The sequence below is a fragment of the Caulobacter segnis genome (assembly GCF_023935105.1).
GTDB lineage: Bacteria > Pseudomonadota > Alphaproteobacteria > Caulobacterales > Caulobacteraceae > Caulobacter > Caulobacter segnis_B.
The window spans coordinates 5,056,091-5,069,236 of sequence record NZ_CP096040.1 but is presented as its reverse complement, the minus strand read 5'-3'; the positions used below and the strand labels follow the sequence as shown (position 1 = coordinate 5,069,236).

Below are 13,146 nucleotides of genomic sequence, written 5' to 3'. Positions count from 1 at the left end.
CGCCGCTGGCGACCTGATCCAGATCGCGAAGCTCGGGCACGTCGATCAGTTCGTCGACGTACCAGACAGCGGCCGGCCCGGTAGGTCGGCGAGACTTTCGAGGCCGCCGTGCGTCTTGAGATAGTCGCGCGAAGCATAGAGGCCCAGGGTGTAGTCGGCCAATCGCCGGGCCACCAGCCGGCCTTGGGTCGGCCTGCTGAGCCTGATGGCGATATCAGCCTCTCGCCGAGAAAGATTAACCGATCGCGATTCCGGAACCCGTTCCAACTGCAGCCCAGGATATTGGTCGTGAAAGGCCTTGGCCGCAGGCGCGACCAGCCAGGCGCCGAAGGTCTCGGGCGTGGCCAGACGCACGGCGCCCGAAAGGGGGTGGCCCTCGACCCCCAGCCTCTCGGCCGCGGCGATGGTCTAGGCCTCGGTGCGCTTGACCTTGGCTGGTCAGGATCACGCCATGCGATGAGCGGTCGATCAGCCGCGCGCCCATCACCGCCTCCAAAGCCGACAAGCGCCGGGCGACGGTCGCGGCTCGCACCGCAAGGCCACGAGGATGGCTTCTTCGTCGGCCAGACCCTGTTCGACCGCGTCAAGCCGACCAGCCGCTCGTATCAGGACGAGATCTTCGGCCCGGTGCTGCAGATGGTCCGCGCCGAGACCCTGGAAGAGGGTATCGGTCTGGCGTCGCGCCACCAGTACGGCAACGGCGTGGCCATCTTCACCCGCAGCGGCGACGCCGCCCGCGAGTTCGCCGACCAGGTCGAGGTGGGCATGGTCGGAATCAACGTGCCGATCCCGGCGCCGGTCGCCTATCACAGCTTCGGCGGCTGGAAGCGCTCGGGCTTCGGCGACCTCAACCAGTACGGCATGGACGGGGTGAAGTTCTATACGCGGACCAAGACCGTGACCCAGCGCTGGCCCAAGGGCGGGACGGTGCTGGACCAGAGCTTCGTCATTCCGACGATGCGGTGACGCATCAAGGTCAGGCGGTGTCGAAAGCACACCACCTCGACCCGGAATTTCAACTCCGCCTTGGACACGGCGCAGGTCATCATCGATGCCTGAAAGTCCAAGAGGGAGCCACACATGCGCCGTCCAGCTCAATCCGCCTTGGCCGGGCTTGCCCTTCTGGCCACCTCCGGGTTCTGCTCGGCGGCCTTCGCCGCGCCGAAAGCCGACCTCGTCTTCGTCAACGGCAAGGTGATCACGGTCGACGACAAGGACACCGTGACCTCGGGGGTGGCGGTCGTCGGCAACAGGATCGCGGCGGTCGGCGACGTTTCGGCCTGGCGCGGCCCAAAGACCAAGGTCATCGATCTGAAGGGCCGCGCCTTGCTGCCAGGCTTCATCGACGCCCACTCGCACGTGTCGGGCATGGCCAATGTCGAGGCGCACTACATCAACATCCAGGTCCCGCCCCTGAAGGACGGCGCGGCGGTCATCGCGCGCCTGAAGGAAGCCGCCGCCAAGCTGCCGCCGGGCGCCTGGCTGACAGGGCAGGGCACCTACAACCAGGTCATGCCGACCCGCGCGGAGATCGACGCGGCGTTTCCGGACAATCCCGTCGATCTCCAGTGGAGCGTCCACGACCACCTGATCAATCACAAGGCCGCGGCCTTGATGGGCATGGGTAAGGACTTTCCCGATCCCCCGGCGGGCACGACCGGACGCTACGAGCGCACGGCGGATGGCGAGGTTGCGATCATTCGGGATGCGCCCGCGCCCTGGCCAAGGGACAAGTCGCCCGAGTTCACGCCTACCGAACTCAAGGAGGCGCTGCGCTACGTCCTCAGCGACTTCTACTTGAAGCGCGGCGTGACGACGGTGTCGGACATGTCCGACATGGAGTCCTACAAAGCCTATGCCCAGTTGAAGGCTGAGGGCCGCCTGCCGACCCGCGTACGGATGAACTATATGCTGCGGGCCAAGGCCGTGCCGGGCGTCAACGTCATGTCCGATCCCGCCACCTCACCTTTCACGCCGCTGCGAGCCGCCGGCCTGACACCGGGCAAGGGAGACGACTGGCTGCGCGCCGGCGCCATCAAGTACGTACTTGACGGCGTCTGGGGCACGACGGCGGCGGTCTACAAACCCGTTTGGAACGGCTCTGGCACCACTTGGACGCCGGACAACTATGGCGGGGCCAGCATGACCCAGGCGCAGCTGAACGACGCCGTGATCGAGGCGGCCAAGGACGGCTGGCAGGTCCAGATCCACGCCAATGGCGATCGCGCCCAGGACATGGTGCTGAGCGCCTACGAGACCGCGCAAAAGGCCTACCCCCGGCCCGATCCGCGTTATCGGATCGAACATTTCGGGCATTTCCTGGTGCAGGATTCCGAACGAACCGAGACGCGCCTGAAGCGCATGAAGGACGACCACGTCATTCCTTCGCCCCAGCCGGCGTTCCTGTGGCGTCTGACTGACGTCAACATCAAGGAGCCGGAGGTGACGTTCTTCGCGATGAAGACCCTGATCGACCGCGGCTTCCATCCGGCGGGGGGCATCGACACGATCGGTACTCAGAACTTCGCGACTTACCCGATGTTCTCAATCGCCCGCGCTGTGAACCGCGATACCAAGTACGGCTCGGTGGTCCAGCCCGAGGAAGCCATTTCGGTGATGGACGGCATCCGCATGTTCACCACCTGGGCGGCCTACGCCAACTTCCTGGAGAAGACCCAAGGCAGCATCGAGGTGGGTAAATTGGCCGATTTCGCCGTGCTGGCCCAAAACCCCTTGACCGTACCGAAAGCCAAGCTGGCGGATATCCCCGTCGATATGACCATCATCGACGGCAAAGTGGCCTATGAGCGCCGCTAAGCGCTAGCCCCGACCCGACGCGGGGCCAGCGCCCTAAGCTCCGATGGACGGACAACGCCGGCTCACGGCGCCGCATCGCCGGCCTGCCTCCGCCGCCCGAAAGTCGCGCAGATCTACAAGAAGACCGGCAGCTTGCGCGCAGGCCAGCATCTGCTCGGCCACCCGGCAGGCGTTCAAGAACGCGCGGAAGTGGTCGTGGCCCAGGCGGTGGTTGATCAGTTAGCGCACGGTCCGCTCCGGCGCGCTCATGCGCCGGGCGAAATCGGCGAACGTCAGATCGGGTTCAAGGTGGGCCTTCTCGACCTCGACTAGGACCCGCAGGCGCTCGGTCAGGCGGGCCTCTTCGCCCCGGGCGGGCAGGGCGGCGGCCGCGGCCGCGCCGGCGCCCGGAGCAGGGACCGGTAGCAGGCGCAGGGCCAGCCAGGCTGCGAAGGCCAGTAGAGCCGTGTTCTGGATGATGGTGAAGCTTTGCGGTCTCCAGTCGAGTCCCATGACGACGAGGACCAGGATCCGCGCCCGGCGGCGCTCATCGACCAGGTCTCCGGCCCGGTCGCGGACCAGGCGCCAGAAGAGGTCGCCAATCATGCCCAGGCCCAGGGCGATCAACGCCCAGGACAGACCCTTACTCTCCAGCGCTGGCCCCAGCAGGCCGCGATCGGCGCTGGCGACGGCCAGCCATGCCAGCCCCGCAGCCAGTACCCCGCCGCATGGCCGGAACGTGGGATCGAAGCTCGCCAGGCCGAACCACCACAGGAAGACGGCGGCGTGGCCCAGCGGACCGCCGAGGCGCAAGGTATGCCCTGGCGTGTCGCCGGCTAGGAAGCCTGCCAGGCACGGGGCCATTGGCGCGAAATAGGCCGCCAGCCGCCGCGTGCGCGCGTCGCGCGCCAGCAGTGCCGACAGCGCCAGCAGCAGAGTGGCCCCCGCGACCCGAGTGATCACGTCCAGCTGGCTGAGATCCATTGATTCCTATGGGGGCTAGGCACACGGTGCGCATATCGCTGGCCGTGTCGGCAGCCTAGACGCGCTGACAATTTTGCAAAGGTCCGCCACATATCGGCCCTTCCTTCTTGGTCGGACCCGAATGTCGCGTTCCTGGAGTGGTGCTCGAGTCCGTCGTTGGCGCTGCCTGGCCGGTGACACAGACCTTCGGATCGGCCGCGGAGGGTGTGGTGAGCAGACGTCGAGATTGGCCGTCTGGCGCCCCGCAAGGCTTCTCTTTGAGAAAGGGAATTTTAGCGTCCGCTACGGGTGGCTATCCGCCTGCGTGATCGTCGCCTCCGTGCGCGGCGATAAACATGGCGATGGCTGACTCGCAATAAGCTTCGATTTCGTTGTCGCCCCGTGCTCTCTCCTCATCAAAGCGTGCAATCATCAGGAGATCGGATCCTTTGAAAAGCGCGGCAAACAAGCGGGCGGACTGGACAGGATCGGGCACGCTCAAAAGCTTCTTCGCGTGCAACTGACGCAACAAGGCCTCGATTTGGGCGATGATATAGGCAGGGCCGGCCTCGTAGTGGAGCTTGCCCAACGACTTTTGGTTCGTCTTGTCGGCCATGATCATGGCTTCGACACCGCGGACGTCCGGGCTGAGCAGCGTGCGAAGCAGGGATGATCCCACCGCCATGAGCTGATCTTTGGCCGAACCGTCGACGCCTTCAATGAGAGCCAGTGGTGCAAACTGATGGCAGTGGGCCGCAATGGCCGCGCTGAACAGCGCCTCCTTGTTCTCGAAGCGCCGATAGATGCTGAGCTTGGATATCTTCGCCCGCTGGGCGACCTTGTCCAAGGTCGTCGCTTGAAAACCCAATTCCACAAGGAGATCGTACGCGGCGTCGACGATTGTTTGGCCAAGGGCCTCGTTGGCGGGCCGGCCGCGCCGGGCCTGGCTGTTTTCGGTCACGACAATTCCAGTACTTGACAGTATCTCAATTCTTGCACATTTAAGGTACCACGCAGTATCGAAAATGTGCAAGCCAATGGGTAGGTTCATCACCATGGACGATGTCATCATCATCGGCGGCAGCTTCGCTGGCCTCGCCGCCGCGCTGCAGCTCGGCCGCGCTCGTCGCAAGGTCACCGTTCTCGATACCGGCCTGCGGCGCAATCGTTTCGCGGGACGCTCGCACGGCGTGCTCGGCCACGATCACAAGCCCCCGTCAGACATCTGGGCCGAGGCGCGGCAGCAACTATCGCGCTATCCTGCGATCAGGATGATCAATGGCCGCGCCGACAGCATCACCGGCGCCATCGACAATTTTTCCATCGTCACTGGCGATGGCGAAAGCCTAAGGGCGCGCCGCTTGATCCTGAGCTATGGCGTTGTGGATCAGATGCCGGATGTTCCAGGTTATGCCGAAGGTTGGGGCACATCCATCATCCCATGCCCCTATTGCGACGGCTTCGAAGTTGCCGACCAGCATTGGGGCCTTGTCTGGTCGGGTCCGCAGTCAATGAATCAGGTCAAGCTGTTCCACGATTGGACCGACAAGCTGACAGTCTTCGCCGATGGTCACGACATCGCGCCTGAAATCCGGGCCGATTTGGCAGGCCGCAACACCCCGGTCGTTGATGGCCGGGTCACCGGGATCGCCCGTCACGGAACCCATGGAGCCACCCTCAAGCTCCATACCGGCCTCGATGTAGCGGTCAATATCCTGTTCGCGCATCCGCGTACCAAGCCGTCCGCAAGCCTGCATGATTCCCTGGGCCTCGCCACGGTCAATACGCCAACCGGCATCGCCCTCAAGACCGACGATCGCCGCGAAACCAGCGTGCCCGGCATCTACGCCGCCGGCGACCTCGCCAACCCCGGAATCCCCTCGGTCACCACGGCGATCTGGCAGGGCGCGATGGCAGGTATCTTCGCACAGCAGTCGATGCTGGCTTGAAAGGACAGATTCCCGGAGCACGGCTGGGGCCGTCGCTGCGAGCTGGTCCGGCCTGACGTCCGCCATGGGTCGAAGCCGGTCCTTCAGACGGGCCTTTCAGAGATCGCCCTGCGCCAGGAGCCGGCGTTGGCATGGCGACGTTCGGTCGCCTTCGACATGACCTAAACTTAAGGTGATGCGAGCACCGGCGCGTGCGAACGTCCTTTTGGACTGGACGGGAGGACTGGCTGCATGAAGGAACCGAGGACGCCGCTGCCTGAGCTTGCCCTCCTGGCAAGTGTCGATGCCCCATTGCCGGAAAGTCAGCGCACGCGACGCCAGTTCCTCAACTATAGCCTCCCCGCAGCTTGCGTTGCTTTAGCGCCAAAATCGGTGCTTGCGGCCCCCAAGGCGCCGCTCTGGACGGTCAAGAAGGGCGGCAAGCGCATCTATATTCTAGGCGAAACCCTGCCCCGCCCTGTTGATTGGCATGCCCCTGAGATCGTGGCGTTGCTGGAGCGTTGTGGCCGTCTCTGGACCGAAACGAACCAGATCTACCGGCGTCCCGGCGGTGAACTCATCAAGCAGTTTGGCATGTCGACGTCGCCGTCGCCTCTGGAGCTCCTGTCGCCGGAGCAGTTGGCCCGTTTGAAGACGGCGCTGGCCCTGTGCGCGGTATCCATGAACGATCTTGCTGGCGCGCGGCCGTGGCTGATCGGCGCGACGATCGAGGACGCTGGTTACCGAGCCGCAGGTCTGACCGGGAAATCGGCCAACGCTGTTCTCAGCGCACGGGCCACCGAAATTGGGATTCCAGTCTCGAGCGAGTTCGAAGTGAAGGACGACGTCTTTGCCTGGTTCGCCGGCATGACCCCGAAACAGGAAGCGCAGTTCGTTTGCTACGCCGTCGATGGCGCGTTGTTGGGCCGCGAAGGTTCCGAACGGATATCGACAGACTGGCTCGCAGGCCGACAGGCGGCGGCGGCTGATTTTGTCGATCACGAACGTCGCGATTATCCCGAGCTTTATGCCAAGCTCACGGTCGATCGGAATCGCGCCTGGGTTCCGCGCTTCGAGACGATGCTGAACGGTCCGAAGCCCACGCTGGTCGTTGTTGGCCTTTATCACCTTGTCGGCCCGGAAAGCATGCTGGTCCAGTTGCAGCGCGCCGGATTTGAGGTCGACTGAGAGCCGGTCGTGCGCGGGCGCCTCAGGACGAGGAATTCATTTCACTAACGACCTCATCCTGAGGTGCGCGCTCCTGAGCGCGCCTCGAAGGACGCACCGCGCCAGACGTCCGCAATAGGTCGTGGACGGTCTTCTCGCTCCGCGCCGAGCGTCCGGTTACCGGAAGGTGCGCCAACGTCAGAAATTGGCGCAACCAGGCTGGAGAAGCGGCGCTTACTCCGCGCCGGAACTGCGATGATCGGGACCCCCAAGCGTCTGCTCTTGCGGCGAGCTTCAACCTTTGATGCTGCCCTCGTTGCACCGCGCGGCGTGCCTTGGTGATTGAACTGCACAATACCGTATCGCCGTGATCTGGCCACGATCGGAGTGACTTGCTGCGCTGCACCATTCCTGGTGGACCAGAGGGCTCGTCGCCCTCTTCGGAAGGATCCACGATGCGCTTGCCTCTGATCGCTCCCGCCGACCTGACGCCTGAACAAAAGCCGCTCTACGAGGACATGCGAAAGGGCATCGCCGGTCACTTCAACGCCTTCAAGGTCGAGCGCGAGGACGGCGCGTTGATGGGGCCGTGGAACCCTTGGCTGCACGAGCCGGCGATCGGCAAGGCCATCTGGGATTTCACCCTGGCGATGACCGCCAACGCGGTCCTGCCCGATCATGTCCGCCAGATCGCCATTCTGGTGGTCGGCGCCCGCTACGACGCCGCCTACGAAATCTATGCCCACATCGCCGTCGCCGAACGCGAAGGCATGCCGGCCGAGCGTCTGGCGACGATGATGGCCGACCTGAAGCCCACCGACCTGGCGCCTGACGAGAGCGTGGCCTTCGACGTGGCCTACGCGCTGTCGCGCGGCGGTGTCCTGCCCGAACCGCTCTACGCCCTGGCGGTCAAGACCTTCGGCCAGCACGGGGCCAACGAACTGATCTATCTGGTCGGCCTCTACGCCCTGGTCTCGGTGACGCTGAACGGCTTCAACGTGCCGGTTCCCGAACGTGAGTAACCGGGCGCGCAAAGCGGTCGCCGTCCCCGAGAAGGTCAAACCCACCGCCACGGCCTTCGAGAGCGTGGCCCTGCTGCTGCAGGGCGGCGGGGCGCTCGGCGCCTACCAGGCCGGTGTCTACGAGGCCTTGCTGGACGCCAATGTCGAGCCGACCTGGATCGCGGGCATCTCGATCGGGGCGATCAACAGCGCCATCATCGCCGGCAATCCTCGCGAGACCCGCTGTGCGCGCCTTCGTGAGTTCTGGGAGATGGTCAGCCAGCCGCATGACGGCGGCTGGTCCAGCTATTGGTCGGACATGCTGAACGGCGACGCCGCGCGCGGCTGGGTCAACCAACTGTCGGCCGGCGAGATCATGGCCAAGGGCGTTCCAGGCTTCTTCCGGCCGCGCCTGCCGCCGCCGTTTCTGATGCCCGCGGGCCTGGCGGGGGCGACCAGCTGGTACGACACCTCGGCCCTCAAGCCGACCTTGGAGCGACTGGTCGATTTCGATCGCATCAACAGCAAGACCATGCGCTTCAGCGTCGGGGCGGTGAACGTGCGCACTGGCAACTTCGCCTATTTCGACAATGAGGCCGACGTCATTCGTCCCGAACACGTCATGGCCAGCGGCGCCCTGCCGCCGGCCTTCGACGCGGTCGAGATCGACGGCGAGTTCTATTGGGACGGCGGCATGGTCTCCAACACGCCGCTGGACTGGGTGCTGTCCGCGCGCTCGGACCTCGACACCCTGATTTTTCAGGTCGACCTTTGGAGCGCTCAGGGTGTTCTGCCGCGCGACCTGTCGGAGGTGGCGGTGCGGATGAAGGAGGTGCAATTCTCCAGCCGCACCCGCGCGGCGACCGACGGCTTCGAGCGGATCCAGACGCTGCGCGCCGCCTTCAACGAACTGCTGGCCCAGATGCCGGCCGAACTGGCCGCCACGCCCCAGGCGCGGCTGTTGGCCGAGGCCTCGGACCCGGCCGTCTACAACATCGTCCAGCTGGTCTATCGATCAGCCACCTATGAAGGCCAGTCCAAGGACTACGAGTTCTCGCGCCGGACCATGGAAGAGCACTGGGCGGCCGGCCGTCGCGACGCGCTGCTCACTCTGTCCCACCCTGAGGTGCTGACGCCGCCGACGGCGGCCCACTCCGTGCGGACCTTCGACTTCACGACCCCATCCTCGTCTCCCGCAAAGGACTGACCCATGAGCTTGCAAGATAAGGTCGCCGTGATCACCGGCGCGGCCAGCGGCATTGGCAAGGACATCGCCAAGGAATTCCTGGCCAATGGCGCGAAGGTGGCGATCGCCGATCTCAACGTCGAAGCCGCCACCGCCACCGCCCTGGAGTTCGACCCGACCGGCCAGCGCGCCTTCGGCGTGGCCATGGACGTCACCGACGAGGATCAGGTGGAGGCCGGGATCGAGGCCGTCGCCAAGAAGTTCGGCGGCATCGATATCTTGGTCTCCAACGCCGGCATCCAGATCGTCGGCCCGATCGAGACCTACAAGTTCTCCGACTGGAAGAAGCTGCTGGCCATCCACCTGGACGGCGCCTTCCTGACCACGCGGGCGTGCCTGCAACGCATGTACGCGCAGGGCCGCGGCGGCAGCGTGATCTACATGGGCTCGGTGCACTCCAAGGAAGCCTCGCTGCTCAAGGCCCCTTACGTCACCGCCAAGCACGGGCTGGAGGGCTTGGCCAAGGTGGTGGCCAAGGAAGGCGCCAAGCACGGCGTTCGCGCCAACATCATCTGTCCCGGCTTCGTCCGCACGCCCCTGGTGGAAAAGCAGATTCCCGAACAGGCCAAGGCGCTGGGGATTAGTGAGGAGGACGTGGTCAAAACCGTGATGCTGAAGGACACCGTCGATGGCGAGTTCACGACGGTGGATGACGTGGCCAAAACCGCCGTGTTCCTGGCCGGCTTTCCGACGAACGCCCTGACCGGCCAATCGATCGTGGTCAGTCACGGCTGGTTCATGCAGTAGAACCGCTAGGCGCCGCGCGATGGCTGCTGATGGCAAATGTCACTGTCCTCGCCAGCCGTCTCCCGTTTGTCGTTGCGCAAGTGACCGGCGATCGGGATGAGCCAGGTCCTTCAGCGGATTGGGCAGGCACTAACAACCGACAGCGAATGTCTGGATCTGGCAGGCTGCCAACGTCAGGAAATGGCGTAGGTCGGTCCTTGCGAGGGCGCCTCGACTTTGTCGAGATCGGCCGTGTCGCTCGACGGGAGAATTTATGTCTAGCCTGACTTGGCCACCATTACACTGCGGATCGCGAAGCTGGAATTGATGCGGGCGACGCCGGGGAGGCGAGACAAGATCTCGGTATGAATCCGCTCGTAGGCCGCCGTGCTCGAGGCTGTGGCGCGTAGGATGTAATCGGCGTCGCCGGTCATCAGGAAGCATTCTGCGATCTCGGGATGCATTCGCACTGCCTGCTCGAAGCGGCTCAGATAGTCCTCGGTCTGCTTGTCGAGCGTGATGCGAACGATGGCGACCACGCCGTCATCGGCCACGGCCTCGGAGATGATGGCGGCGTAACCCCGGATCGCGCCGCTTTCCTCCAGCGCCTTGACGCGCCGAAGGCAGGCCGAGGCCGAGAGGCCGACCTGGGCGGCGAGCTCGTTGTTGGGCATGCGGCCATTGACGCGCAACAGGCCGATGATCTTCCGGTCGAGAATGTCGAGCTTCAGCATGTTATTCGAGTCTTGTGCAACATGGCGTCGTTCTGGGGCGCATTATAGAGATATCTGCGAACTATAAGTCATTCATTCGAAGCTCGTTTCTTTACGGTCATGGTTGCGTTCAGCTGCCGCTGAGGATCGATGACGATGATGGGCGAGCCTTCTCGCGACATGGCCGGTGGTCTGCTCCGTATCGACCTGACGGCCCTGGCGGCTAATTATCTAGACCTTGCCCGTCGCGTTTGGCCCAGCAGGACTGCGGCGGTGGTGAAGGCCGACGCCTATGGGCTGGGCGCCCGACAGGTCGCGCCCGTGTTCGAGCGGGCCGGGTGCGAAGACTTCTTCGTCGCCCATCTGGAAGAAGCCTTGGCTCTCAAGTCGGCGCTGTCGCCTGGCGCAAAGCTCTATGTGCTGAACGGCCTGCAGCCCGGCGCTGAAACGACCTGCCTGACCGCCGGCGTGATCCCCGTGCTCAATGGCCTGGAGCAGGCCTGGCGCTGGCGCGATCTGGCTGCCTCTCGAGGCGCGGCGCTGCCGGCGGTGATCCAGATCGACAGCGGCATGGCCCGGTTAGGTCTTTCGGAGGCGGATCTGGATGAGCTCCTGGCCGACGCCACGTTCTTCGATGAGGTTTCGCTGGCGCTGGTGATGAGCCATCTGGCCTGTTCCGACGAGCCTGCGGCCGCTAGCAACGCCGAGCAGAGGGCCAGGTTCGCGGCCCTGGCCGATCGTCTGCCGGCCGCGCGTTGGTCGCTCGCCAATTCTGGTGGGATCTTCTTGGACGCTTCGCATCACGGAAATCTCGTCCGGCCCGGTGTCGGTCTGTATGGCGCTTCGCCCAACGCCGGGCCCAATCCAATGCGCCCGGTGGTGCGCCTGGACGCCAGGGTGATTCAGGTGCGTGACGTCGCCGCCGGCGATCGGGTCGGCTACGGCCTGACCTATGCGCGCGAGACGGCGGGCCGGATCGCCACCATCGCCGTCGGCTATGCGGACGGCTGGCCGCGCCATCTCAGCAACACGGGCGCGGCCTATTATCAGGGCGTTCGTCTGCCGATCGCCGGCCGAGTCTCGATGGACAGCATCACTTTGGACGTCTCGGCGTTGGGCGAACGGGGACTGGCCCTGAAGCTTGGCGATCTCGTCGAGTTGCTGGGTCCACACCAGACCCTGGAAGATGTGGCCCGCGACGCCGCAACCATCCCCTATGAAATCCTGACCAACCTCGGGCGCCGGTATCACCGGACCTATGTGGAGGATCCCGTCATGCAGCAGCTTCCCATTTCGCTGCGCCAAGCGGGCGCGCGGTCGTGAAGGTCGCGGTTCTAGGCGGCGGCGTCGTCGGCGTCACCACGGCGTATTACCTGGCCCAGGCCGGGCATGAGGTGACGGTCGTCGATCGCCAGGCCGGCCCGGCCTTGGAGACCAGTTTCGGCAACGCCGGCGAGATTTCACCGGGCTACGCCTCGCCCTGGGCGGCGCCGGGCATTCCGCAAAAGGCGATCAAGTGGCTGCTGATGAAGCATGCCCCCCTGATCCTGCGCCCGCAGCTGGACGGCGAGATGCTGGCCTGGCTGCTGTCGATGCTGGGCAACTGCACGGCCCGCCGCTACGCGCTCAACAAGGGCCGCATGGTGCGGTTGGCGGAATATAGCCGCGACCGTCTGATCGACCTGCGCGCCGCCACCGGCATCGCCTATGACGAGCGCCAGCAGGGCACGTTGCAGCTTTTCCGCACCCAGTATCAGCTGGACGGGATCGACAAGGACATCGAGGTTCTGCGCGCCGGCGGCGTGCCGTTCGAGGTGCTGGACCGGGCCGGTTGCATCGCCGCCGAACCCGGACTGGCCCACGCCGACGACGACTTCGTCGGGGGCTTGCGCCTGCCCAATGACGAGACCGGCGACTGCTTCAAGTTCACCAACGCCTTGGCCAAGCTGGCCGAGGGGCAGGGCGTCCGCTTCCAGTTCGACACCGCCATCGAGGCGATCGAAGTCGATGGCCGCGACATCACCGCCGTGCGCACGTCCCGCGGTCCGATCAAGGCCGACGCCTATGTCGTGGCCCTGGGCAGCTTCTCGGCGCGGCTGGTGCGTCCGCTGGGCCTGAAGCTGCCGGTCTATCCGGTGAAGGGCTATTCGATCACCGCGCCGATCATCGACGCCGAGCGCGCGCCGGTCTCGACCCTGCTGGACGAGACCTACAAGGTGGCCATCACCCGGCTGGGCGATCGCATCCGCGTGGGCGGCATGGCCGAGATCTCCGGCTACAACAACGATCTGCCCGAACGTCGCCGCGCCACCCTGCAACGCTCGGTCGGCAGCCTGTTCCCTGGCGCGGGCGATCTGGAGGCGGCGACCTTCTGGTCTGGCCTGCGGCCGATGACGCCCGACAGCACCCCGGTGATCGGCCCCACCAAGATCGGCAATCTCTATCTCAACACTGGCCACGGCACCCTGGGCTGGACCATGGCCTGCGGCTCGGCCCAGGTGCTCAGCGACATCATCAGCCGCCGTACGCCCGACATCGAGACCGCCGATCTTTCGATCGCGCGCTACGGCCGCTAGACCCTTCCGCCTCAACAGAAGAGACCGTCC

At 65.0% G+C, this 13,146-nt stretch carries 12 protein-coding genes and 1 pseudogene; 9 read left to right on the top strand and 4 right to left on the bottom strand.

The window, feature by feature from the left end; translation table 11 throughout:
• Positions 1–45: 45 nt before the first annotated feature.
• Positions 46–387 carry a LysR substrate-binding domain-containing protein gene (locus MZV50_RS23555; protein WP_289781931.1) on the bottom strand — a complete coding sequence of 114 codons (342 nt, stop codon included), beginning with the start codon at positions 385–387 and terminating at the stop codon, positions 46–48.
• 147 nt (positions 388–534) lie between these two features.
• On the opposite strand from MZV50_RS23555, the pseudogene MZV50_RS23550 reads away from it, so the two are divergent.
• Together MZV50_RS23550 and MZV50_RS23545 are read left to right on the top strand one after the other, a co-directional pair.
• Positions 535–966 (top strand): annotated as a pseudogene (locus MZV50_RS23550) (aldehyde dehydrogenase family protein); the annotation flags it as partial.
• 114 nt (positions 967–1,080) lie between these two features.
• Positions 1,081–2,817 (top strand): amidohydrolase, encoded by a 1,737-nt coding sequence (locus MZV50_RS23545; protein ID WP_252631758.1) that lies wholly within the window; start codon positions 1,081–1,083, stop codon positions 2,815–2,817.
• A 219-nt stretch (positions 2,818–3,036) separates the two neighbouring features.
• On the opposite strand, the gene MZV50_RS23535 is transcribed toward MZV50_RS23545, so the two are convergent.
• Both MZV50_RS23535 and MZV50_RS23530 read right to left on the bottom strand, forming a co-directional pair.
• Complete coding sequence (locus tag MZV50_RS23535; protein ID WP_252631757.1) at positions 3,037–3,780, bottom strand: AraC family transcriptional regulator; 744 nt, start codon at positions 3,778–3,780, stop codon at positions 3,037–3,039.
• 292 nt (positions 3,781–4,072) lie between these two features.
• The gene (locus MZV50_RS23530) at positions 4,073–4,720 is read right to left on the bottom strand and encodes a TetR/AcrR family transcriptional regulator (protein ID WP_252631756.1); all 648 of its coding nucleotides are present in this window, start codon (positions 4,718–4,720) and stop codon (positions 4,073–4,075) included.
• A 94-nt stretch (positions 4,721–4,814) separates the two neighbouring features.
• Here MZV50_RS23530 and MZV50_RS23525 point away from each other — a divergent pair, with 94 nt between their 5' ends.
• The 5 genes from MZV50_RS23525 (at position 4,815) to MZV50_RS23505 (ending at position 9,848) form a co-directional block, all read left to right on the top strand.
• Positions 4,815–5,708, top strand: a complete 894-nt coding sequence (locus MZV50_RS23525) for an NAD(P)/FAD-dependent oxidoreductase (protein WP_252631755.1) — start codon at positions 4,815–4,817, stop codon at positions 5,706–5,708.
• 231 nt (positions 5,709–5,939) lie between these two features.
• Complete coding sequence (locus MZV50_RS23520; protein ID WP_252631754.1) at positions 5,940–6,875, top strand: TraB/GumN family protein; 936 nt, start codon at positions 5,940–5,942, stop codon at positions 6,873–6,875.
• Positions 6,876–7,309: 434 nt separating this feature from the next.
• Positions 7,310–7,876 carry a carboxymuconolactone decarboxylase family protein gene (locus tag MZV50_RS23515; RefSeq protein ID WP_252631753.1) on the top strand — a complete coding sequence of 189 codons (567 nt, stop codon included), beginning with the start codon at positions 7,310–7,312 and terminating at the stop codon, positions 7,874–7,876.
• Positions 7,869–9,062, top strand: a complete 1,194-nt coding sequence (locus MZV50_RS23510; protein ID WP_252631752.1) for a patatin-like phospholipase family protein — start codon at positions 7,869–7,871, stop codon at positions 9,060–9,062. Before MZV50_RS23515 ends, MZV50_RS23510 begins: the two co-directional genes overlap by 8 nt.
• 3 nt (positions 9,063–9,065) lie before the next feature.
• Positions 9,066–9,848 carry a 3-hydroxybutyrate dehydrogenase gene (locus tag MZV50_RS23505; protein WP_252631751.1) on the top strand — a complete coding sequence of 261 codons (783 nt, stop codon included), beginning with the start codon at positions 9,066–9,068 and terminating at the stop codon, positions 9,846–9,848.
• Positions 9,849–10,105: 257 nt separating this feature from the next.
• Here the strand turns inward: MZV50_RS23505 and MZV50_RS23500 are convergent, their stop codons facing one another.
• A complete protein-coding gene (locus MZV50_RS23500; protein WP_252631750.1) occupies positions 10,106–10,561 on the bottom strand; it encodes an Lrp/AsnC family transcriptional regulator in 456 nt (151 codons plus the stop codon).
• Positions 10,562–10,699: 138 nt separating this feature from the next.
• On the opposite strand from MZV50_RS23500, the gene alr reads away from it, so the two are divergent.
• Together alr and MZV50_RS23490 are read left to right on the top strand one after the other, a co-directional pair.
• Positions 10,700–11,863 carry an alanine racemase gene (alr, locus tag MZV50_RS23495; RefSeq protein ID WP_252631749.1) on the top strand — a complete coding sequence of 388 codons (1,164 nt, stop codon included), beginning with the start codon at positions 10,700–10,702 and terminating at the stop codon, positions 11,861–11,863.
• A complete protein-coding gene (locus MZV50_RS23490) occupies positions 11,860–13,116 on the top strand; it encodes a D-amino acid dehydrogenase (protein WP_252631748.1) in 1,257 nt (418 codons plus the stop codon). Before alr ends, MZV50_RS23490 begins: the two co-directional genes overlap by 4 nt.
• The last annotated feature ends 30 nt before the right edge of the window (positions 13,117–13,146 follow it).

Excerpts from the sequence above, each read along its gene's own strand:
- MZV50_RS23545 (WP_252631758.1), top strand. The coding sequence starts at position 1,081 with ATGCGCCGTCCAGCTCAATCCGCCTTGGCCGGGCTTGCCCTTCTGGCC.
- MZV50_RS23535 (WP_252631757.1), bottom strand. The coding sequence starts at position 3,780 with ATGGATCTCAGCCAGCTGGACGTGATCACTCGGGTCGCGGGGGCCACT.
- MZV50_RS23525 (WP_252631755.1), top strand. The coding sequence starts at position 4,815 with ATGGACGATGTCATCATCATCGGCGGCAGCTTCGCTGGCCTCGCCGCC.
- MZV50_RS23520 (WP_252631754.1), top strand. The coding sequence starts at position 5,940 with ATGAAGGAACCGAGGACGCCGCTGCCTGAGCTTGCCCTCCTGGCAAGT.
- MZV50_RS23515 (WP_252631753.1), top strand. The coding sequence starts at position 7,310 with ATGCGCTTGCCTCTGATCGCTCCCGCCGACCTGACGCCTGAACAAAAG.
- MZV50_RS23505 (WP_252631751.1), top strand. The coding sequence starts at position 9,066 with ATGAGCTTGCAAGATAAGGTCGCCGTGATCACCGGCGCGGCCAGCGGC.
- MZV50_RS23500 (WP_252631750.1), bottom strand. The coding sequence starts at position 10,561 with ATGCTGAAGCTCGACATTCTCGACCGGAAGATCATCGGCCTGTTGCGC.
- alr (WP_252631749.1), top strand. The coding sequence starts at position 10,700 with ATGGGCGAGCCTTCTCGCGACATGGCCGGTGGTCTGCTCCGTATCGAC.